16 protein-coding genes and 1 rRNA gene are annotated in these 20,056 nt (G+C 71.2%); 1 reads left to right on the top strand and 16 read right to left on the bottom strand.

The window, feature by feature from the left end:
• From BM127_RS13045 to argC, 11 genes are all read right to left on the bottom strand, one after another.
• A 16S ribosomal RNA gene (locus tag BM127_RS13045) occupies positions 1 to 788 on the bottom strand; the annotation flags it as partial.
• Between the two features lie 471 nt (positions 789 to 1,259).
• Positions 1,260 to 1,826 (bottom strand): DNA-3-methyladenine glycosylase, encoded by a 567-nt coding sequence (locus tag BM127_RS13050; protein ID WP_091199223.1) that lies wholly within the window; start codon positions 1,824 to 1,826, stop codon positions 1,260 to 1,262.
• Positions 1,810 to 3,252, bottom strand: a complete 1,443-nt coding sequence (gene argH, locus BM127_RS13055; RefSeq protein ID WP_091199225.1) for an argininosuccinate lyase — start codon at positions 3,250 to 3,252, stop codon at positions 1,810 to 1,812. Before argH ends, BM127_RS13050 begins: the two co-directional genes overlap by 17 nt.
• Positions 3,252 to 4,682: an argininosuccinate synthase gene (argG, locus tag BM127_RS13060; RefSeq protein ID WP_091199227.1), complete on the bottom strand. Its 1,431-nt coding sequence runs from the start codon at positions 4,680 to 4,682 to the stop codon at positions 3,252 to 3,254. Before argG ends, argH begins: the two co-directional genes overlap by 1 nt.
• Positions 4,679 to 5,248, bottom strand: a complete 570-nt coding sequence (locus BM127_RS13065; RefSeq protein WP_091199229.1) for an arginine repressor — start codon at positions 5,246 to 5,248, stop codon at positions 4,679 to 4,681. The genes argG and BM127_RS13065 overlap by 4 nt, the downstream gene beginning before the upstream one ends.
• A complete protein-coding gene (gene argF, locus BM127_RS13070) occupies positions 5,245 to 6,168 on the bottom strand; it encodes an ornithine carbamoyltransferase (RefSeq protein ID WP_091199231.1) in 924 nt (307 codons plus the stop codon). The genes BM127_RS13065 and argF overlap by 4 nt, the downstream gene beginning before the upstream one ends.
• Positions 6,165 to 7,358 carry an acetylornithine transaminase gene (locus tag BM127_RS13075; protein WP_091199233.1) on the bottom strand — a complete coding sequence of 398 codons (1,194 nt, stop codon included), beginning with the start codon at positions 7,356 to 7,358 and terminating at the stop codon, positions 6,165 to 6,167. The genes argF and BM127_RS13075 overlap by 4 nt, the downstream gene beginning before the upstream one ends.
• The gene (argB, locus tag BM127_RS13080) at positions 7,358 to 8,293 is read right to left on the bottom strand and encodes an acetylglutamate kinase (RefSeq protein ID WP_091199235.1); all 936 of its coding nucleotides are present in this window, start codon (positions 8,291 to 8,293) and stop codon (positions 7,358 to 7,360) included. The genes BM127_RS13075 and argB overlap by 1 nt, the downstream gene beginning before the upstream one ends.
• Positions 8,290 to 9,441 carry a bifunctional glutamate N-acetyltransferase/amino-acid acetyltransferase ArgJ gene (gene argJ, locus BM127_RS13085; protein ID WP_091199237.1) on the bottom strand — a complete coding sequence of 384 codons (1,152 nt, stop codon included), beginning with the start codon at positions 9,439 to 9,441 and terminating at the stop codon, positions 8,290 to 8,292. The genes argB and argJ overlap by 4 nt, the downstream gene beginning before the upstream one ends.
• Positions 9,438 to 9,854, bottom strand: coding sequence for an ACT domain-containing protein (locus BM127_RS13090; protein ID WP_091199239.1), 417 nt, complete (start codon positions 9,852 to 9,854; stop codon positions 9,438 to 9,440). Before BM127_RS13090 ends, argJ begins: the two co-directional genes overlap by 4 nt.
• Positions 9,851 to 10,879, bottom strand: a complete 1,029-nt coding sequence (gene argC, locus BM127_RS13095; RefSeq protein ID WP_091199241.1) for an N-acetyl-gamma-glutamyl-phosphate reductase — start codon at positions 10,877 to 10,879, stop codon at positions 9,851 to 9,853. Before argC ends, BM127_RS13090 begins: the two co-directional genes overlap by 4 nt.
• A gap of 89 nt (positions 10,880 to 10,968) precedes the next feature.
• Between argC and BM127_RS13100 the strand changes: the two genes are divergently transcribed.
• A complete protein-coding gene (locus BM127_RS13100; RefSeq protein WP_091199243.1) occupies positions 10,969 to 11,769 on the top strand; it encodes a maleylpyruvate isomerase family mycothiol-dependent enzyme in 801 nt (266 codons plus the stop codon).
• 63 nt (positions 11,770 to 11,832) lie between these two features.
• On the opposite strand, the gene pheT is transcribed toward BM127_RS13100, so the two are convergent.
• The 5 genes from pheT to BM127_RS13125 all read right to left on the bottom strand — a co-directional run bounded on the left by pheT (position 11,833) and on the right by BM127_RS13125 (position 20,051).
• Positions 11,833 to 14,319, bottom strand: coding sequence for a phenylalanine--tRNA ligase subunit beta (pheT, locus tag BM127_RS13105; protein WP_091199245.1), 2,487 nt, complete (start codon positions 14,317 to 14,319; stop codon positions 11,833 to 11,835).
• A 15-nt stretch (positions 14,320 to 14,334) separates the two neighbouring features.
• On the bottom strand, positions 14,335 to 15,432 hold the full coding sequence (gene pheS, locus BM127_RS13110; protein ID WP_091199247.1) for a phenylalanine--tRNA ligase subunit alpha: 1,098 nt from the start codon (positions 15,430 to 15,432) through the stop codon (positions 14,335 to 14,337).
• Positions 15,433 to 15,631: 199 nt separating this feature from the next.
• Entirely contained in the window at positions 15,632 to 18,196 is a 2,565-nt protein-coding gene (locus BM127_RS13115) for a DUF4153 domain-containing protein (RefSeq protein ID WP_091199249.1), read from the bottom strand.
• The gene (locus BM127_RS13120; protein ID WP_091199251.1) at positions 18,193 to 18,903 is read right to left on the bottom strand and encodes a response regulator transcription factor; all 711 of its coding nucleotides are present in this window, start codon (positions 18,901 to 18,903) and stop codon (positions 18,193 to 18,195) included. Before BM127_RS13120 ends, BM127_RS13115 begins: the two co-directional genes overlap by 4 nt.
• 74 nt (positions 18,904 to 18,977) lie before the next feature.
• Positions 18,978 to 20,051: a sensor histidine kinase gene (locus tag BM127_RS13125; RefSeq protein WP_091199459.1), complete on the bottom strand. Its 1,074-nt coding sequence runs from the start codon at positions 20,049 to 20,051 to the stop codon at positions 18,978 to 18,980.
• Between the last annotated feature and the right edge of the window lie 5 nt (positions 20,052 to 20,056).

A 20,056-nucleotide genomic window follows, 5' to 3' on the forward strand; every position in this document is an offset into this window, starting at 1 on the left:
TTACGGTGTGGACTACCAGGGTATCTAATCCTGTTCGCTCCCCACACTTTCGCTCCTCAGCGTCAGGTAATGCCCAGAGAACCGCCTTCGCCACCGGTGTTCCTCCTGATATCTGCGCATTTCACCGCTACACCAGGAATTCCGTTCTCCCCTGCATACCTCTAGTCTGCCCGTATCGAAAGCAAGCGCCGTGTTAAGCACGGCGTTTTCACTCCCGACGCGACAAACCGCCTACGAGCCCTTTACGCCCAATAATTCCGGACAACGCTCGCACCCTACGTATTACCGCGGCTGCTGGCACGTAGTTGGCCGGTGCTTCTTCTGTACCTACCGTCACTTGCGCTTCGTCGGTACTGAAAGAGGTTTACAACCCGAAGGCCGTCATCCCTCACGCGGCGTTGCTGGATCAGGCTTCCGCCCATTGTCCAATATTCCCCACTGCTGCCTCCCGTAGGAGTCTGGGCCGTGTCTCAGTCCCAGTGTGACCGGTCACCCTCTCAGGCCGGCTACCCGTCGAAGCCATGGTGAGCCATTACCTCACCATCAAGCTGATAGGCCGCGAGCACATCCCTGGCCGAAAAACTTTCCACCACACACCATGCAGTACGTGGTCATATCCGGTATTAATCACCGTTTCCGGTGGCTATCCCAAAGCCAGGGGCAGATTACTCACGTGTTACTCACCCGTTCGCCGCTCGAGTACCACCGAAGTGGCCTTTCCGCTCGACTTGCATGTGTTAAGCACGCCGCCAGCGTTCGTCCTGAGCCAGGATCAAACTCTCCATTGAAACTTGCACCCCACACCCACCCCAACCCAAAGGCCAGAACCAGGCACGAGGAAAAAGAGAGCCACATCCCCTGACAAAAAACGAAACTGACAAATTGTCAGAATCATTGTCAAAGAAACCACTGACACCACAACCACCCAACCCCAAAAGGCCAGACAACCATGAATGCCAACGGGGCAAAACAAACTAATTCGTCGACTAATCAAACACACTGTTGAGTTCTCAAGAATCAGACGCACCCGTTCCTCACCAGTTGGACTGGATCGGCCGCGGGGCAACCTGCAGAAACTTACCGGGCCCTCCACCCGTGAGTCAAACTCTCGGGCTTCGTGCTTCGGTGGTCGGTGCCAGGTTTCCGCTTCATCTGACCTTCTGGCCAGGAGGCGGCGCCACTTGCAGCGACAAGAAGAACTGTAGACCCTTCCCCGGGACCATGCCAAACCGGGGGTGCCTCGAACGCATAGCTGCAGGTCAGGCGCCTGCGGGACGGCGTACTGAGGCTGGGCGGTAGGTGCTGACCGTGGGATCACCGGTGACCCAGAACCGCCAAGGACGCTCCGCAGCACGGCGCAGTCCGACGCGGGGTCCGCTGCTGGTCTGGAGCGGTCCCTCCCCCGCCACCACGTCGAGGCGTACGCCGTTGTGCGTCAGGTCGATGCCGAGCGCGCGGCACAGGCGTGCCGGACCGCGGGCGAGATCGCGGTCCGAGCTGCCGGGACGGCGTGCGCGCGCCACGTCGAGTCCGGCCACGACCTCGCCGGCGCGCAGCAGCACCGCCCCGGGATCGCCGGCGGGGCCGGTGACCAGGTTGGCGCAGTGGTGCATGCCGTAGACGAAGTAGACGTAGAAGCGACCAGGGGGGCCGAACATCACCGCGTTGCGGGCGGTCTCGCCACGGAAGGCGTGGGAACCGGGGTCGTCGGGGCCGGCGTACGCCTCCACCTCGGTGAGCCGCACGGAGACGCCGCCGTGGCTGACCACGGCGTTGAGCAGCCTCGGCGCGACCTCGAGCGGGTCGCCCTCAGCCCAGTCGGTCACGGTGGTGGGTGCTGCGGGACCGCAGCTCGTCGAGCTGCTCGTGCACCCGCACCGGCGCCGTACCGCCGCGACCGGCACGCGAGGCGACGGAACCCTCCACGGTCAGCACGGAGCGCACCTCGGGCGTCAGTGACGCGGAGATCGCGGCCAGGTCGTCGTCGGTGAGGTCGGGCAGGTCGCAGCCGAGCTCCTCGCAGCGGCGTACGCAGGCTCCCGCGATCTCGTGGGCGTCACGGAACGGGACCCCCTCGCGGACCAACCACTCGGCGACGTCGGTCGCGAGCGAGAAGCCCTGGGGGGCGAGCTCGGCCATCCGCTCGCGATGGAACGTCAACGTCGCCACCATCCCGCTCACCGCGGGCAGGAGCACCTCGAGCGTCTCGACCGAGTCGAAGACCGGCTCCTTGTCCTCCTGGAGGTCCCGGTTGTAGGCCAGCGGCAGCCCCTTGAGGGTGGCCATCAGGCCCGACAGGTTGCCGATCAGTCGACCTGACTTGCCGCGCGCGAGCTCGGCGATGTCGGGGTTCTTCTTCTGCGGCATGATGCTCGACCCGGTCGACCAGGAGTCGTGCAGCGTGGCAAAGGCGAACTCCCGGGTGGTCCAGAGGATGACCTCCTCCGCGAGCCGGGACAGGTCGACCCCGATCTGCGCAGCCACGAAGGCGAACTCCGCGGCGAAGTCCCGCGAGGCGGTGCCGTCGATGGAGTTGGCGGACGAGCCCGAGAAGCCGAGCTCGGCGGCCACGGCCTCCGGGTCGAGTCCCAGCGTCTGACCGGCGAGCGCGCCGGAACCGTAGGGCGAGTCGGCGGCGACCCGCGCGTCCCAGTCGCGCAACCGCTCGACGTCGCGCAGCAGGGGCCAGGCGTGTGCCAGCAGGTGGTGCGAGAGCAGGACGGGCTGCGCGTGCTGGAGGTGCGTACGTCCCGGCATCACGGTGCCCGTCCCGGACGGGTCGAGGTGGCCGGCCGCCTGGGTGGCGAGCACGTCGACCAGGTCGAGGACGAGGCCGGAGATCACCCGGGCGTGGTCGCGGAGGTAGGCGCGGAAGAGCGTCGCCACCTGGTCGTTGCGCGAACGCCCGGCCCGCAGCCGGCCGCCGAGCTCGGGCCCGACCTCCTCGAGCAGCAGCCGCTCGAGGGCACCGTGCACGTCCTCGTCCGACTCGGCTGGCAGCAGGTCGCCGGCGGCGTACCGCTCCCCCAGAGACGCCAGTCCGCGCAGGAGCTCGTCGTGGTCGTCGTCGGTGAGCAACCCGGCGCGGTGCAACGCATTGGCGTGGGCGCGCGACCCCGCGAGGTCGTACGGCGTCAGCTGCCAGTCGAAGTGGGTCGACCTCGAGAGCGCCTGCAGCTCGGGCGACGGGCCGCTGGCGAACCGTCCGCCCCACAACGACCCCTCGTTGGTGGAGCCTGTCGCACCAGCCATCAGTCGGTCCCGACGTCCATGGCTGCGTGGTCGAGCGCCTCGTCGTCGAGGCGGTCCGCGCCGTTGGCACGCGCGATCCGGTCGGCCCCGCCGGGCTCGATCTCGCCGAAGAGGTTGCCGTTCTCGACCAGGACGTGGCCCTGGTCCTGAGGCTGGCTGGCGTAGAGCTCCAGCTTGCTCCGCGAGTCGGCGATGTCGAGGTTGCGCATGGTGAGCTGGCCGATCCGGTCGGTGGGACCGAAGACGGCGTTGTCGGTGCGCTCCATCGACAGCTTGTCGGGGTGGTAGGAGAAGGCCGGGCCGTCGGTGGCCAGGACGGTGTAGTCCTCGCCGCGGCGAAGGCGCAGCGTGACCTCGCCCGTCACCAGCGAGGCCACCCACCGCTGGATCGCCTCGCGCATCATCAGCGCCTGCGGGTCGAGCCACCTGCCCTCGTAGAGCAGGCGTCCGAGCCGTCGGCCCTCGTAGTGGTAGTTGGCGATCGTGTCCTCGTTGTGGACGGCGTTGAGGAGCCGCTCGTAGGCGGTCCAGATCAGGGCCATGCCCGGGGCCTCGTAGATGCCCCGCGACTTGGCCTCGATGATGCGGTTCTCGATCTGGTCGGACATGCCGAGGCCGTGGCGACCGCCGATCTCGTTGGCCTTGAGCACCAGCTGCACGGCGTCGGCGAAGGTCGCGCCGTTGATCGCGACCGGGCGACCCTGGTCGAAGCGGATCGTGACGTCCTCGGTCTCGATCGCCACCGAGGGATCCCAGAACTTGACGCCCATGATGGGCTCGACGGTCTCGAGGGACACGTCGAGGTGCTCGAGCGTCTTGGCCTCGTGGGTCGCACCCCAGATGTTGGCGTCGGTGGAGTACGCCTTCTCCTTGCTGTCGCGGTAGGGCAGACCGCGCTCCGTGAGCCACTGGCTCATCTCGTCGCGACCGCCCAGCTCGTGGACGAAGTCCGCGTCGAGCCACGGCTTGTAGATGCGCAGCGCGGGGTTGGCGAGCAGGCCGTAGCGGTAGAACCGCTCGATGTCGTTGCCCTTGAAGGTCGAGCCGTCGCCCCAGATGTCGACGTCGTCCTCGTGCATGGCGCGCACCAGCATCATGCCGGTGACCGCGCGACCGAGCGGAGTGGTGTTGAAGTAGGTGCGCCCGCCGGAGCGGATGTGGAAGGCGCCGCACGCCATGGCGGCCAGGCCCTCCTCGACGAGCGAGGCGCGGCAGTCGACGGCGCGGGCGACCTCGGCGCCGTACTCCTTGGCGCGGGCGGGCACGCCGGAGATGTCGGGCTCGTCGTACTGACCGATGTCGGCGGTGTAGGTGCACGGCACCGCACCCTTCTCGCGCATCCAGGCGACCGCCACCGAGGTGTCGAGGCCGCCGGAGAAGGCGATGCCGACGCGTTCGCCGACGGGGAGGGAGGTGAGGACCTTGCTCACAGGATGTCCTTTGCAGAGGTGGTGGGGCCGGACGGGTGGTCCGCGTGGTGGTTCGCGTGGTGGTGCGGGTGGTTGGCCAGGTCGAGGAAGCGCTGGGCGAGGGCGTCGCCGCCCTCGGGGTCCCGGCCGATGACCAGGAGGGTGTCGTCGCCGGCGATGGTGCCGAGGATGTCGCCGAGGTCAGCCTTGTCGAAGGCGCTGGCGAGGAACTGGGCGGCCCCCGGTGGAGTGCGCAGGACGACGAGGTTGGCGCTGGCCTCGGCGCTGACGAGCAGCTCCCCGCACAGCCGGGCGAGCCGGTCGCGACCGGCCGCGCTCTCGCGGGGGGCGAGGACCGTACGGTCGCCGCCCTCGCCCGGCACGGCGTACACGAGGGCACCGTCGGCGCCGCGCACCTTGACCGCGTCGAGCTCGACCAGGTCGCGGCTCAGGGTGGCCTGCGTGACGCGGACGCCGAGGTCGCCGAGCAGGTCGGCGAGCTCGGTCTGCGAGCGCACCGGGTGGGCGGTGACGAGGTCGATGATCCGTTGGTGGCGGGCGCTCTTGGTGAGCGGGGTGCTCATCATGAGCGCTCCAGCAACCAGGCGAGCACGGCCTTCTGGGCGTGCCGCCGGTTTTCGGCCTCGTCCCACACGACCGACTGGGGACCCTCGATGACGCCCTCCGAGATCTCCTTGCCGCGGTAGGCCGGGAGGCAGTGCATGACGATGGCGTCGGCCTGGGCATGGGCGAGGAGCTCCTCGGTCACGCCGTAGGGAGGGAACACCCGGAGGCGGTCCTGGGACTCCTCCTCGCGGCCCATGCTCACCCACGAGTCCGTGATCACGACGTCGGCGCCGGCCGCCGCCTCGGTCGGGTCGGTGGTGAGCTCGATCGAGCCGCCGGTGTCCTGGGCGATCTCGCGAGCGGTGGCGACGACGTCGGCGTCGGGCGTGAAGCCCTGCGGGGCGCCGATCACGACGTGGAGGCCGGCCGCCGCGCCGGCGAGCACCCAGGAGTTGCCCATGTTGCAGGCGCCGTCACCGACGAACGCCGCTCGTACGCCGGCGAGGCGACCCTTGTGCTCGCGCACGGTCTGGAGATCGGCCAGGAGCTGGCAGGGGTGGAACTCGTCGGTGAGCGCGTTGAGGACAGGGACGCCGGCGTGGTCGGCCATCGTCACGACGTCGCTCTGGTGGGCGGTGCGCCACACGATGGCCGCGGCCTGCCTGCCGAGGATGCGGGCGACGTCCTCGACGCCTTCGCGCGAGCCCATCGCCGCGAGGCCGCCGTCGACGGTCATCGGGTTGCCGCCGAGCTCGGCGATGCCCGCGGCGAAGGACACCTGGGTGCGCAGGGTCGGGCGGTCGAAGACCAGAGCCACGGTCCGCGGGCCGGCGAGCGGCTTGTGGTCGAACGGAGCGGCCTTCATCGCGTCGGCCAGGTCGAGGACCTCGATCAGCTCGGCCGGCGACAGGTCGTCGTCGCGGAGGAAGTGGCGGGTCATGGCTGCGTCTCCTGGGCAGTGCTGCGGGCGAGGTCGAGGATGGCGGGGAGCGCCACGCCGAGGGCGTCGAGGTCGTCGGTGGTGATGACCAGCGGCGGCACGAAGCGCAGGCGGGTGGGACCGGTGGCGTTGAGGATGAAGCCGGCCTCGCGCGCGGCGGCGACGGCCTGGACCGCGTAGGGGCCGTCGAGCTCGGCGCCGCGCATCAGCCCGGCTCCGGTCACCTCGACGACGCCGGCCTGCTGGGCGAGCAGGGAGGCCATCTGGTCACCGCGCTCGACCGTCGCGGCGAGGAGGTCGTCCGACACGATCGTGTCGAGCACGGCCAGCGCAGCAGCCGCCGCCACGGGGTTGCCGCCGAAGGTGGTGCCGTGGTTGCCCGGCTGGAGCAGCGTGGCAGCTGCTCCCCGGGCGATCGTGGCACCGATGGGGATGCCTCCGCCGAGCCCCTTGGCCAGGGTGACGACGTCGGGGTCGACGCCCTCGGCGAGCTGGTGGGCGAACCACGCGCCGGTGCGGCCGATGCCGGTCTGCACCTCGTCGAGCCAGAACAGCGCTCCGTGGTCACGCGCGACCTGCTGGGCTCCGGCGAGGTATCCCGCGGAGGGGACGACGACGCCGGCCTCCCCCTGGATCGGCTCGAGGACGACCGCGGCGACGGTCTCGTCGACGGCGGCAGCGAGCGCAGCCAGGTCGTCGTAGGGCACGAAGGTGACGTCCCCGGGAAGCGGCTCGAAGGGCTCGCGGTAGGCCGCCTTGGAGGTCAGCGCCAGCGCCCCCATGGTGCGGCCGTGGAACGAGCCCTCGGCCGCCACGATGCGGGTGCGGCCGGTGCGCCGGGTGAGCTTGAGCGCGGCCTCGTTGGCCTCGGCGCCGGAGTTGCTGAAGAACACCCGACCGTCGTTCCAGCCCAGCAGGGACAGCAACCGCTCGGCGAGCGAGACCTGGGGCTCGGTGGCGAAGAAGTTGGAGACGTGACCGAGGGTCGAGAGCTGGGCGGTGACGGCCTCGACCAGCGCGGGGTGTGCGTGGCCGAGGGCGTTGACGGCGATGCCGGCCAGCAGGTCGACGTACTCCTTGCCGTCGGCGTCCCAGACATGGGCGCCCTTGCCGCGGACCAGGGCCAGGGCGGGCGGGCCGAAGGTGTTCATCACGGCGTCGGCGTAGCGCTCCTGGATCGGGGTGGTCATCAGTCCTCCTGGTCCTGGTAGGGCTTGCGCAGCTTGGTCTCGACGCCGGGCAGCACCTGGGTGCCGACACCCTCGTCGGTGAAGATCTCGAGGAGCACGGCGTGGGGCTCGCGGCCGTCGACCACCGTGGCGCGCGGGACGCCCCCGGTGACGGCCTCGTAGCAGGCCCGCATCTTGGGGATCATGCCCGCGTCGAGGGACGGCAGCATCTCGCCGAGGGCCTCGGGGCTGATCTCCTGGATGAGGTCGTCGGAGTGGCCGTAGTCGCGGTAGAGACCCTCGACATCGGTCAGCACCATGAGCTTCTCGGCGCCGAGGGCGATGGCGAGCGAGGCTGCTGCGGTGTCGGCGTTGACGTTGTGGACGACTCCGTGGACGTCGGGCGCCACCGAGCTCACGACGGGGACGCGACCGGCCTCGATGAGGTCCAGGACCGCCTCGGGACGCACCTTGGCAACCTCGCCGACGAGGCCGAGGTCGACCTCCTCACCGTCGACGACGGTGTTGATGGCCTCGGCGGTGAAGAGACCGGCGTCCTCGCCGGACAGTCCGACCGCGAGAGCACCGTGCTGGTTGATCAGCCCGACGAGCTCGCGCTGCACCTGGCCGACGAGCACCATCCGGACGACGTCCATCGCCTCGGGGGTGGTGACGCGGAGGCCGCCACGGAACTCGGACTCGATGCCCAGCTTGTCGAGCATCCGGGAGATCTGCGGGCCACCGCCGTGGACCACGACCGGCTTGAAGCCGGCGAAGCGGAGGAACGCGATGTCCTCGGCGAAGGCGACCTTGAGCGCGTCGTCGGTCATCGCGTTGCCGCCGTACTTCACGACGATCGTCTGGCCGTGGTAGCGCTTGAGCCAGGGCAGCGCGGCCGCGAGGGTCCGGGCCTTGGCGGGGTCGGGGCGGGTGGGATGGGCGTTGGGTGTCGTCATGAGCTGTAGGCGCTGTTCTCGTGGACGTAGGCGTGGGTGAGGTCGTTGGTCCAGACGGTGGCGCGGGCGTCGCCGGACTTGAGGTCGATCGTCACGCTGACCTCGCGGCCGGTGAGGTCGACGCCGGTCGGGTCCTCGGCCGGGGTCGAGGTGCGGCAGACCCACACGCCGTTCATCGCCACGTCGAGGTCGGCGGGGTCGAACCGGGCCGAGGTGGTGCCGATGCTGGCCAGGACACGCCCCCAGTTGGGGTCCCTGCCGAAGACGGCGGCCTTGAAGAGGTTGCTGCGGGCGACGCTGCGGCTGACCTCGACGGCCTCGTCCTCCGTGGCGGCGTGGAGGGTGGTGATGGCGATCTCGTGGTCCGCACCCTCGGCGTCCTTGAGCAGCTGCATGGCCAGGTCGGTGCAGGCCTGGGCGAGGGCGGCGGTGAAGTCCTCGGGGGTCGGCGTGATGCCGCTGGCGCCGCTGGCCATGACGGTGACCGTGTCGTTGGTCGACATGCAGCCGTCGGAGTCGAGCCGGTCGAAGCTGACCCGGGTCGCGGCACGCAGCGCAGCGTCCAGCACGGCGGCAGGGACGACGGCGTCGGTCGTGATCACGACCAGCATCGTGGCGAGCGCGGGCGCCAGCATGCCGGCACCCTTGGCCATCCCGCCGATGGACCAGCCGGCGCCCTCGACGACGGTGTTCTTCGCCACTGAGTCGGTGGTCATGATCGCCTGCGCTGCCTGCGCTCCCCCGTCCGCGGACAGCGCGGCCGTGGCGGCCGCGACGCCGGCGAGCAGGTCGTCCCGGTCGTTGGCGAGCCCGATGAGGCCAGTCGAGCAGACGACGACGTCGATCGCGCCGATCCCGAGGCCGTCGGCGACCTTCTCGGCGACCGCGTGGGTGGTCCGGAAGCCCTCCGGCCCGGTGTAGCAGTTGGCGCCGCCGGAGTTGAGCACCACGGCGCGCACGACGCCGTCCTTGACGACCTCCTGGCTCCACAGGACCGGGTTGGCCTTGCACCGGTTGGCGGTGAAGACGCTGGCGGAGTCGAAGGTGGGGCCCTGGTTGACGACGAGGGCGAGGTCGAGGGCGCCGGTGGACTTGAGTCCGGCCGCGACGCCGGCGGCGGTGAAGCCGCTGGGGTGGGTGATGGTCATGGGTGGTTCTTCCGGTCGGGGAGGGCGGGGGCGACGGTGTGGCCCTGTCGTCGCCAGGCCTCCGCCGCGCGGTCCGCGTCGCCCTGGGCCACGAGGATCCAGTCGGTGTCGTAGGTCGAGAGCGTGAACACGCTGATCTGCTCCTCCGCCAGTGGTCCGAGCAGGTCGTGCAGCACCCCGACGAGGGCGAGGTCGAGCGGACCCTTGACGGCGAAGCCGGTCAGCGGGCCGTGGTGCGCCGACTTGGTGGGCACGCCACGCGCAGCGCACACGAGCGAGGTCTCGGTGCTGGTGGCGGTGATCGAGAAGATCGAGGAGGACTCCGCCCACGTCGGGATCTCCGCCCCTGCCGCCAGCCGGACCACGGCGAGGCTCTCGGGGAACTGCTCGATCTCGTGCGTCTGTCCGCTCATGGTGCGAGTCCGATCGTGGAGAGCCCGGTGACCTCGTCGAGGCCGAGGGCGAGGTTCATGCACTGGACGGCGGCGCCGGCCGTGCCCTTGGCGAGGTTGTCGACGACCGCGACGGCCACGAGGCGGCGTACGGACTCGTCGACGGCGACCTGCACGTGCACCGCGTTGGAACCGAGCACGGACTGCGTCTGGGGCCACTGGCCCTCGGGCAGCACGTGGACGAAGGGCTCGTCGGCGTACGCCCTGACGTAGGCGTCGCGGGCCTGCTCGGCCGTGACCCCGTCGAGCAGTGGCGCCTGGACGGTGGCGAGGATCCCGCGCGACATCGGCACGAGGAGGGGCGTGAAGCCCACCGCGACGGGCGCGCCGTGGGCGCTGGTGAGGTTCTGGACGATCTCAGGGGTGTGCCGGTGGGTGCCGCCGACGCCATAGGCGCTGGCGTTGCCCATCACCTCGCTGCCGAGGAGGTGCGGCTTGGCGGCCTTGCCCGCGCCGCTGGTGCCGGAGGCGGCGACGACGGTGACGTCGGGCTCGACCAGGCCGGCGACGAGAGCAGGGACGATCGCGAGCGTCGAGACGGTCGGGTAGCAGCCGGGGACGGCGATGCGGCGTGCTCCCCGCAGGAGGTCGCGCTGACCCGGCAGCTCCGGAAGGCCGTAGGGCCAGGAGCCGGCGTGCTCGCCGCCGTAGAACGTCTGCCAGGCAGCAGGGTCGGTCAGCCGGAAGTCGGCCCCGCAGTCGATGACCACCGTCTCGTCGCCCAGTGCCTGCGCGATCGCGGCCGACTGGCCGTGCGGCAGGCCGAGGAACACGACGTCGTGCCCGGCGAGCGTCTCGACGGTCGTCTCGACCAGGATGCGGTCGGCGAGCGGGACCAGGTGCGGCTGGAGGGCGCCGAGGCGCTCACCGGCGTTGGAGCCGGCGGTCAGGGCTCCGATCTCGACGTCGGGGTGGCCCAGGAGGAGGCGCAGGACCTCTCCCCCGGCGTACCCACTGGCTCCGGCGACGGCAACTCTCACGGACATTTGCATGACTATACATTGCTCTGCATGTACTGCCGAACCGGGTCGGAAAGGCGAGGCGCGTCGTCAGTCTCCTCCCCTACGGTGCTGGGATGACAAGACTCCCTGCCGAGACCTACCTGTCGCACCTGCGCTCCGAGTCCGCCCGGTTCCGCGAGGTCCTCGCCGGTTGCGCCCCCGAGGCGCGGGTGCCGTCGTGCCCCGAGTGGAGCGCCGCCGACCTGCTGTGGCACCTCGCCACGGTCCAGCGCTGGTGGGCCGAGGTGCTCGTGGCCCGGCCGGAGCGACCCGAGGAGGTGGAGCCGCCTCGGCCGGAGTCGTACGACGGACTGCTGGCGGCGTACGACGAGTGGTCGGCGCACCTGGCAGACGTGCTGGAGGCCGCGGATCCCGCCGAGCCGGCGTGGAACTGGTCGGACGACCACACGGTGGGCTTCATCCTGCGTCGGCAGGCGCACGAGGCGCTGGTCCACCGGGTCGACGCAGAGCTCTCCGCTGGGGTCTCGTCGGAGGTTGACCCGGTGCTCGCCGCCGACGGGGTCCACGAGGTGCTGGCCGTGATGTACGGCGGGTGCCCGCCGTGGGGGTCGTGGGCACCGGGCGAGGGCCTGGTGCGCGTCGACGCCACCGACACGGGCCACGGGTTCTGGGTCAGGTTCGGCCTGTTCTCCGGCACCGATCCCGACAGCGGGACGACGTATGTCGACGACGAGGACTTCCACGTGGTCGAGCCGCCGGGTGGGGACGTCGAGCCGGACGTGGTGGTGGACGGACCGGCGGCTGCCCTGGACCTCTGGTTGTGGAACCGGGGCGACGACACGGAGATCTCGGTGGTCGGGGACGAGGCCACCCTCGCCCGGTTCCGCGCGATCGTCGGGTCGCCGATCAACTGAGCCGCCTGGGCGACAGTGGAGCCCGGGGACGCCACGTCCGTCCGCGGGCTCCACTGGTGATGATCAGGCCCGCTGGACCGCCCCGGTGCGCTCGGCGGCGAGTGCCACTGCTGCGTCGCGGGCGGCAGCGGCCTCGCCCTCCTTGAGGGTCCGGTCGGGAGCGCGGAAGCGCAGGGCGTAGGCGAGCGACTTCTTGCCCTCACCGACCTGGTCGCCGGTGAAGACGTCGAAGAGCCGGATCGACTCGAGCAGCTCCCCCGCGCCCTCGCGCAGCGCCGACTCGACGTCGGCCGCCGGCACCGAGGCGTCGACCACGAGGGCGACGTCCTCCTTGGCGACGGGGTAGGACGAGAAGCTCGGCGCCTGCCGCAGGTGGACCGAGCGCGCGATGAGGAGGTCGAGGTCGACCTCCGCGGCGACGGTGCGCTTCGGAAGCCCGAAGGCCTTGCACACGGTGGGGTGCACCTCGCCGGCGTGGCCGATCACCTCTCCCTCGACCGAGAGCTCGGCGCAGCGGCCGGGGTGCCAGGGGGCCAGCTCGACCGACGAGGCGGTGACCTCGAGGCCCAGCGCGGCGGCCACCGAGCGAACCGCCTCGACCGCGTCGGACCAGACCACGGGACGTGGCTCGCCCCACCATCCGCCCGCGACCGCGTCGCCCACAGCCACGACGGCCAGGTGCAGCGGCTGCGCGGGCAGCGCGGCGTCCAGCGCGGCGAACTCCTCCTCGGTCGGTCGGCGGTCGACCGGCAGGATCGCGGCCGGGCCGGAATGGCGCGGCAGCGTGACCGTGCCGGTCTCGAAGATCGCCACGTCGGTGGTGCCGTGGCCGACGTTCCTGCCGGCGGCCCGCAGGATCCCCGGCAGGAGCGTCGAGGTCATGAACCCGGCCTCGGCGCTCAGCGGGTTCGACAGCTGGAGCAGGTCGCGGCGCGGGTCGTCGGCCGTGAGACCGAGCGCATCGAGGTCGGCGACGCCGACGAACGGGAAGTTCACCACCTCGACGAATCCCTCACCCGCGAGCGTGCGACCGGCGCGACGACGGAGCTGCTGAGAGCGGGTGAGCCCGCGGCCGGAGGGCGGCGTCGGCAGCACGGACGGGACCTTGTCGTAGCCGACGAGCCGGATGACCTCCTCGGAGAAGTCCTGGGCATCGGTGAGGTCGGGGCGCCACGGCGGAGGCGTCACCGCGAGGGTCGCCGACCCGGCGACGTCGCACCCGACGGCGCGCAGGCACGCGATGCTCTGCTCCTCCGTGATCGACATGCCGGACACACGGGCGGCGAGGTCGCCGGGGACCTCGATGACCGGCATCGTCGGCGCAGTGCCGACGACGGTGACACCCGGGTCCGCCTGGCCGCCACCGTGCTCGACGAGCAGCTCGACGACGCGGTCGGCCGCGGCCTCGCAGACGGTCGGGTCGACGCCGCGCTCGTTGCGCTTGCCGGCCTCGGACGTGATCCTGTGGCGCCGTCCGGTGCGGAACATCGACACGGCGTCCCAGTGGGCCGCCTCGACGAGGACGGAGGTGGTCGAGTCCGAGATCTCGGTGGTCTCGCCGCCCATGACGCCACCGAGGCCGATGATGCCGGAGTCGTCGGTGACGACCAGGTCGCCCGGGTCAAGCGACCGCTCGGTGCCGTCGAGGGTCTTGAGCCGCTCGCCGTCGCGCGCACGTCGTACGACGATCGCGCCGCGCACCTTGTCGGCGTCGTAGCCGTGGATGGGGCGGCCCGTCTCGAGCATGACGTAGTTGGTCACGTCGACGGCGAGCGAGATCGGGCGCATGCCGGCGGCGGTGATCCGGCGGACCATGAAGTCCGGCGTGGGCGCCGTGGGGTCGAAGCCGCTGACCCTTCGGGCGACGAAGACCGGGCAGCCCTCGGCATCCTCGACCACGACGGGGTGGCCCGCGTCGTCGGCCGGCGGGGTGTCGCGGAGCACCGGGTCGCGGAAGCTGCTCGCACCCTCCACGGACACCAGCACCTCGCGGGCGATGCCGCGGATCGACAGGGCGTACGCCCGGTCCGGGTTGATCTCGAACTCGATGGTCTCCTCGTCGAGGCCGAGCAGAGGACGTACGTCCTCGCCGGGCGCGCCGGCGTCCGCAGGCAGCACGATGATGCCGTCGTGGTCGTCACCCAGGCCGAGCTCGGCCGCCGAGCAGATCATGCCGGCGGACAGGTGTCCGTAGGTCTTGCGGGCGCCGATCGCGAAGCCGCCGGGCAGCACGCCGCCGGGCAGGACCGTGACGACCAGGTCCCCGGGCTCGAAGTTGTGCGCGCCGCAGACGATGCCCTGCGGCTCGCCGGTGCCGTTGGCATCACCGACGTCGACGGTGCACCAGTTGATGGTCTTGCCGTTCTTCTGCGGCTCGGGCTCCATCGTCAGGACGCGCCCGACCACGAGCGGACCGGTGATGTCGCGCCCGGGGCTCTCGATCGCCTCCAGCTTGAGACCGGTCAGGGTCAGGCGATCGGTGATCTCCTCGGTGGTCGTGCCTGCGGGTACGTCGACGTGGTCCAGGATCCAGGACAGGGGTGCCTTCATGTCAGTACTCCCTTCTCAGATCTCGGTGCCGAACGCGCTGCTGAACCGGACGTCGCCCTCGAAGAGCGGTCGCAGGTCCTCCAGGTTGTGGCGGAACATGAACGAACGGTCGATGCCCATCCCGAACGCGAACCCGCTGTAGACCTCGGGGTCGACGCCGCACGCGACGAGGACACGTGGGTTGACCACACCGCAGCCGCCCCACTCGATCCAGCCCTCGCCGCGGCACGTGCGACACGCGTCCGACTCGACGCCACGGCACACGAAGCACTTCACGTCGACCTCGGCCGACGGTTCGGTGAAGGGGAAGTAGGACGGGCGGAACCGCGTGGTGATGCCGTCGCCGAAGAGCTGGGACGCGAAGTGGTCCAGCGTGCCCTTGAGGTGGGCCATGGTGATGCCCTCGTCGACCACGAGGCCCTCGACCTGGTGGAACATCGGCGAGTGGGTGGCGTCGTACTCGTCGGTGCGGAACACCCGTCCCGGGCACACGACGTAGATCGGCGGCTTGCGGGTCAGCATGGTGCGCGCCTGCACCGGCGACGTCTGGGTGCGCAGCACGACGTGGTGGTCGGCCGGCTCGGTCCAGAAGGTGTCCTGCATGGTGCGCGCAGGGTGGTCGGGACCGAGGTTGAGGGCGTCGAAGTTGAGCCACTCGGCCTCCACGACGGGACCCTCGGCGACCTCGTAGCCCATGGCCACGAAGAGGTCGGCGATGAGCTCGGACTGCAGGGTGATCGGGTGCCGGCCGCCGGGACGGCGACGGGTCGTCGGCAGCGAGACGTCGACCGTCTCCTCGGCGAGCATCCGCTCCTCGTGCTCGGCCTCGAGCACGACCTGACGGGCGGCGAGGGCCTGGTTGATCGCGCCGCGCGCCTGGCCGATGCGCTGACCGGCGTCCTTGCGGGCCTGGGGCGGGAGGGCCCCGATCTCGCGGTTGGCGAGGGCGATCGGCGACCGATCCCCCGCGTGGTCGATCCGGACCTGCTTGAGGGCATCGAGGTCGGGGGCAGCGGCGATCGCGGCGAGGGCCGCCTCGCGCATCGCCTCGACCTGGTCGGCCTTGAGCGGGGTCACTTCGACAGGGTCGTAGTCAGTGTTGGGGCCGGACATGGCTCTCTTTCGCGTAGCGCTACCCAGATCGGCGGAGAGTCAGCAGGTGGCTCTCGCCTGGCGACGGCAGGTCGCCACGAAGTCTAGGAGTGGAGGGGCTTCGGGTCGGACGGGGCACTCCCCGGACCCACGACGTCAGCTGCCCGACGGACCAGGTCCGGGGCGCAGAAATCGCAAGCTCGTGTCCACGGCCACCATGCTACTCGCCGAAGGCGGTCCAGATGCCAGCGCATTCGTCCGGTCGGGTGCCGCGCTCGACCCTGTCGATCCCCTCCAACGCGTCCTCGGCGCGGGATCGGCCAAGGTTCCAGGCCCGGGCATCCTCGAGCGCCTCGGGCCGTAGGGAGCCGTAGGGCAGGTCCTGCACCACGCAGCGCGCGACCTCGGCGGGGAGCCGCTCGACGATAGCGGGGGCCGCGTCGGCCGACAGCGTCTGCAGGTAGCGCAGGTCGAGGTCACCCGTCGCGTCGTAGCGGTCGAGGTTGCGGTCCGCGACCCAGGCGTCCGGGTTGATCGCGGCGAGACCGACCAGCGCGACGGCGCCCGACACCAGGGCGATGCGGGGCAGCCACTGGCCGCGACCGAGAACTCCCGCGACCATGATCGCGAGGACGACGAAGCCGAGCCAGCCCTCGAAGACGTCGACGAAGAGTCGCAGCGTCGTGAAGCCGTAGGCGTCCTGGTAGACGCTCATCCCGCGCAGCGCGGAGGCGACCACCAGCAGCGTGAGCACGCACAGCAGCCCCAAGGACGCGAAGAGCCAGCGTCGGTCCTCGGTCGAGTCGCCGGCGCGCCGCGACGCGACCCACACGACGAGCACGGTGAGCGCGGTGGCAAGGGTCAGCTGGCCGAAGCCCTGGTGGACGAAGTCGGCGTACGTCATCCCGGTGGACGCCTCGATGTAGTCGCGTCCGCCGATCAACGCGCGGGCCTGGGCGGCGATGAAGGCAAGGAAGACCGCGTCGACGACCAGCACGGGCACCAGCCACTCGAACCGGTTGGCGAGCGCGGTCGGGCGGCGTCCGCCCAGCACCTCCACGTCCGCGGGGTTGAGCGCGAGATAGGCGGCACCGAGCGTCGTGGCGAAGACGAAGCAGGCCAGGAAGGCCCGCCCGACGAGGTCGTTGAAGGTCAGGTTGGGCACCAGCTGGTCGACCCAGGACCCGAAGACCGGGTTGGCGCTGGCGAAGATCGTGCCGAACACCCCGAGCCCCAGCAGCGACCACACGGCCGTACGCACCAGCGCGGGCGTGCGTGAGCCGGTGCCCGCGATCCGCAGCGAGCGGCCGAACCAGGGCAGCCCGCGCAGCGAGGCCAACGGCCAGGCGAGTCCGGACAGCACGATGCCGGGCATGGAGCGGGCGCCCGTCACACCGCACAGGAACACGGCCGTCGCGGCGACGAGACCGAGCATCTGGATCCACCAGGCGTCGAGCAACGTCATGGGCAGCACGAGCAGGAGGGCGAGGGCGGAGCACACGAGCGTCCAGGTGTCGCGGCGGCGGCGCGCCGTGAGGAGGGCGGCGGTGCCGCTGGCCACGGCGACGAGGGTCCACGTGATTCCCACCGCGGTGAAGGAGAGCGCGAAGCCGGCCACGAGTCCGGCCACCGCGGCTGCGGCAACGGTGGGGATGCCGGGCGCGAGCCCGGACTCGGGCCAGAACCGACCGAAGAGCGTGTCGAGCCCCGGCTGGGGGCGCGCCGCGGCCGGAGGGCTGGCGGGCGGGGCGGTGGTGGTCATCACGGGCTCCTCGGTGGGGGAAGGGACGGTCTGGCGGCCGGCGGTCGGCGCCGGCACCTCGAGGCGAAGCCGCGCTCCGCGGCCCGAGGCGGGGTCGAGGAAGCGCAACGTTCCGCCGTGGAGCTGGGCCACCCAGCGGGCGACGGCGAGGCCCAGACCGGTCCCGCCGGCCCGGTCGGTCCCGAACCGGTCGAAGACGCGCTCGCGGTCCTCGGGCGCGACTCCCCCGCCGGCGTCGGTCACCTCGAGCCACCATCCCGCCTCGGCGGTGCCGGCGACGACTCGGACCGACGTGTCCGGGGGTGCGTGACGGCCCGCGTTGTCGACGATGTTGACGAGGAGCTGCTGCAGCCGGGCGGGATCGCCGGGCACGACGAGGTCGGCGCTGATGTCCACGTCGAACGCACCCGGCCGTCCCGCAGCGACCACCTGCGCGACGGAATCCTCGACCAGTGGGGCGAGGCGGACCTGCTGGGCGTCCAGCTCGACCACGCCCGCCTCCAGCCGCGAGAGCTGGAGGAGGTCGTCGACCAGGCGCCCCAGCCGTTGGGCCTGGTCGAGGGCCCCGCCGAGGTGGGCGGGGTCGGGCTCGACCACACCGTCGGCGAGGTTCTCCAGCTGCGCGGTCATCGCCGTGAGCGGCGTGCGGAGCTCGTGCGACACCGTGGCGATCAGGTCACGGCGCTCGCGGTCCACGGTGGCGAGGTCCTCCGCCATGCGGTTGAAGGCGGCGGCGAGCTGGCCGACCTCGTCGGTCGCGGAGGTCCGCACCCGGCCGGAGTAGTCGCCGCGCGCCATCGCCCGCGACACGTCGGTCATCCGGCGCAGGGGCGCGACCATCCCCGCGGCCAACAGCTGGGTGACACCGAGCGCCAGCGCCACGCTGACCGGCAGGACGAGCAACGGCGAGACGTCTGCTGCGGAGCCGAGCAGGGTGAGCAGCACCGCCGTGACGACGGATGCGGCGACCAGCAGGCCGAGCTTGGTCTTCAGGCTGGAGACCACGTCGAGCGGAGCCGTCACGGGAGGTCCTCGAGGGCGTAGCCGACGCCGTGCACCGTGCGGATCCGGGCGGCGCCGACCTTGGCGCGGAGCGCCTTCACGTGGCTGTCGACGGTACGGGTGGCGCTCGCGCTCCCCCAGGCATCACCCCAGTCCCACACGTCGCGCAGCAGCCGTTCGCGGCTCAGGACCTGGCCGGCCTCCCGTGCCAGGCACAGCAGCAGGTCGAACTCGGTCGGGGTGAGGTGCACCGGCTCGCCGGCCACCGTCGTACGCCGGGTGCCGGGGTCGATGCCGACCCCGCCGACCCGGAGGGCCGCAGGGCGCTCGTCGGCCAGGGCCGCGGCCCGCTCGACGCGGCGCAGCAGGGCAGCGACGCGGGCGACCACCTCGCGCATGGAGAACGGCTTGGTGAGGTAGTCGTCGGCGCCGACGCCGAGCCCGACGAGCACGTCGGCCTCGTCGTCGCGAGCGGTGAGCATCAGCACCGGGACCGGTCGCTCTGCCTGGATCCGCCGGCACACCTCGAGACCGTCGAAGCCCGGCAGCATCACGTCGAGCAGGACGACGTCGGGGCGGACCGAGGCGGCGAGGTCGACCGCCGAGGGCCCGTCGAAGGCCTGCTCGACCTGGTAGCCCTCGGCGCGCAGCCGCTGGGCCAGCGCGTCGTTGATGGTGCGCTCGTCCTCGACCACCAACGCGATCCGGGCAGCCGTGGTGGAAGTCATGCCCCGACCCTAGGAGCCGGAGGGCGTGGGAGGTGGGGGCGACTCGTGAAGGTTGTGTGGAGGTCGCCATGCGGTCAGTCCGGGCGCAGGTCGTCGCTGGGCCAGTCGACCATCACGCGGGCGCCGCCGCCGGGCGCGTCCTCGATGGTGACCCGCCCGCCGTGGGCGCGCGAGAGTCCGCCGACGATGTACATCCCGAGGCCGCTCCCGCCGGACTCGCCGGTGGTCCAGAACTTGGTGAAGACGCGGCGGCGCAGCTCGACGGGGATGCCGTCGCCCTCGTCGTCGACGGTGATGCGTACGCCGGGCATGCTCGGCAGCGCCTCGAGTCGGACGCTGACCTGCCCCTGGCCGTGGCGGATCGCGTTCTCGACGAGGTTGGTCACGACCTGGGTGAACTTGTCGGGGTCGGCGAACACCTCCGGAAGACCTTCCTCGACCTCCAGCGAGATGCCCCGCGCGGTGCCGGCCTCGATGGATCCGACCACGCGGCCGACGAGCACCTCGGCGGACGACTCGCGCGGGTAGAGCTGCAGGCGACCCGTGTCGATCCGGGCCACGTCGAGGAGCTCCGCGATCAGGCGCGCCAGTCGGTCGGCGTCGGCGTTGACCGTCTCGAGCATCAGCTTGCGCTGGTCGTCGCTCAGCTTGTCCCAGCGGTTGAGCAGCGCCTGAACGAACCCCTTGACGCCGGTCAGCGGCGAGCGCAGCTCGTGGGCGACCGTCGCGACGAGGTCCGAGCGCTCGCGGTCCATCAGCGCGCGACCTCGACCGCTGCGCAGTCCGACGGCGATGCCGACCACGGGGCCGAGGGGGTCGTTGCGGACCAGCCGTGCGGTGGTGAGCACCTCCTCGCCGAAGGCGTTGAGCCAGGTCTGCTCGGGGATGCCCCGGACGATCGAGATGCTCTCGAAGGGCCGATTGACACCAAGCCAGGTCCGTCCGTCCTGGTCGAGGAGCCTGAGCACCTCGTCGAACGGCAGCCCGAGTGCCTGCTCGGAGTCGACGCCGAGCAGTGCGGCCCCCTGGGCGTTGAGGATCGTGACGACGCCGTCCCGGGTCGCTCCGAGGATGCCGTCGGGGTAGAAGTCGGCGAGCGAGCGCAACCGGCTGGGAGTGCCGTCGACCCTCCTGCTCTCCCCGGACATGGTCG

Source organism: Nocardioides alpinus (genome assembly GCF_900112035.1).
GTDB classification, from domain to species: Bacteria; Actinomycetota; Actinomycetes; order Propionibacteriales; family Nocardioidaceae; genus Nocardioides; species Nocardioides alpinus.

Excerpts from the sequence above, each read along its gene's own strand:
- BM127_RS13090 (WP_091199239.1), bottom strand. The coding sequence starts at position 9,854 with ATGAGCGGACAGACGCACGAGATCGAGCAGTTCCCCGAGAGCCTCGCC.
- BM127_RS13065 (WP_091199229.1), bottom strand. The coding sequence starts at position 5,248 with ATGATGAGCACCCCGCTCACCAAGAGCGCCCGCCACCAACGGATCATC.
- argC (WP_091199241.1), bottom strand. The coding sequence starts at position 10,879 with ATGTCCGTGAGAGTTGCCGTCGCCGGAGCCAGTGGGTACGCCGGGGGA.
- argH (WP_091199225.1), bottom strand. The coding sequence starts at position 3,252 with ATGGCTGGTGCGACAGGCTCCACCAACGAGGGGTCGTTGTGGGGCGGA.
- pheS (WP_091199247.1), bottom strand. The coding sequence starts at position 15,432 with ATGTCCGGCCCCAACACTGACTACGACCCTGTCGAAGTGACCCCGCTC.
- argB (WP_091199235.1), bottom strand. The coding sequence starts at position 8,293 with ATGACGACACCCAACGCCCATCCCACCCGCCCCGACCCCGCCAAGGCC.
- argJ (WP_091199237.1), bottom strand. The coding sequence starts at position 9,441 with ATGACCATCACCCACCCCAGCGGCTTCACCGCCGCCGGCGTCGCGGCC.
- BM127_RS13125 (WP_091199459.1), bottom strand. The coding sequence starts at position 20,051 with ATGTCCGGGGAGAGCAGGAGGGTCGACGGCACTCCCAGCCGGTTGCGC.
- pheT (WP_091199245.1), bottom strand. The coding sequence starts at position 14,319 with ATGAAGGCACCCCTGTCCTGGATCCTGGACCACGTCGACGTACCCGCA.
- argF (WP_091199231.1), bottom strand. The coding sequence starts at position 6,168 with ATGACCCGCCACTTCCTCCGCGACGACGACCTGTCGCCGGCCGAGCTG.
- BM127_RS13075 (WP_091199233.1), bottom strand. The coding sequence starts at position 7,358 with ATGACCACCCCGATCCAGGAGCGCTACGCCGACGCCGTGATGAACACC.
- BM127_RS13100 (WP_091199243.1), top strand. The coding sequence starts at position 10,969 with ATGACAAGACTCCCTGCCGAGACCTACCTGTCGCACCTGCGCTCCGAG.
- BM127_RS13120 (WP_091199251.1), bottom strand. The coding sequence starts at position 18,903 with ATGACTTCCACCACGGCTGCCCGGATCGCGTTGGTGGTCGAGGACGAG.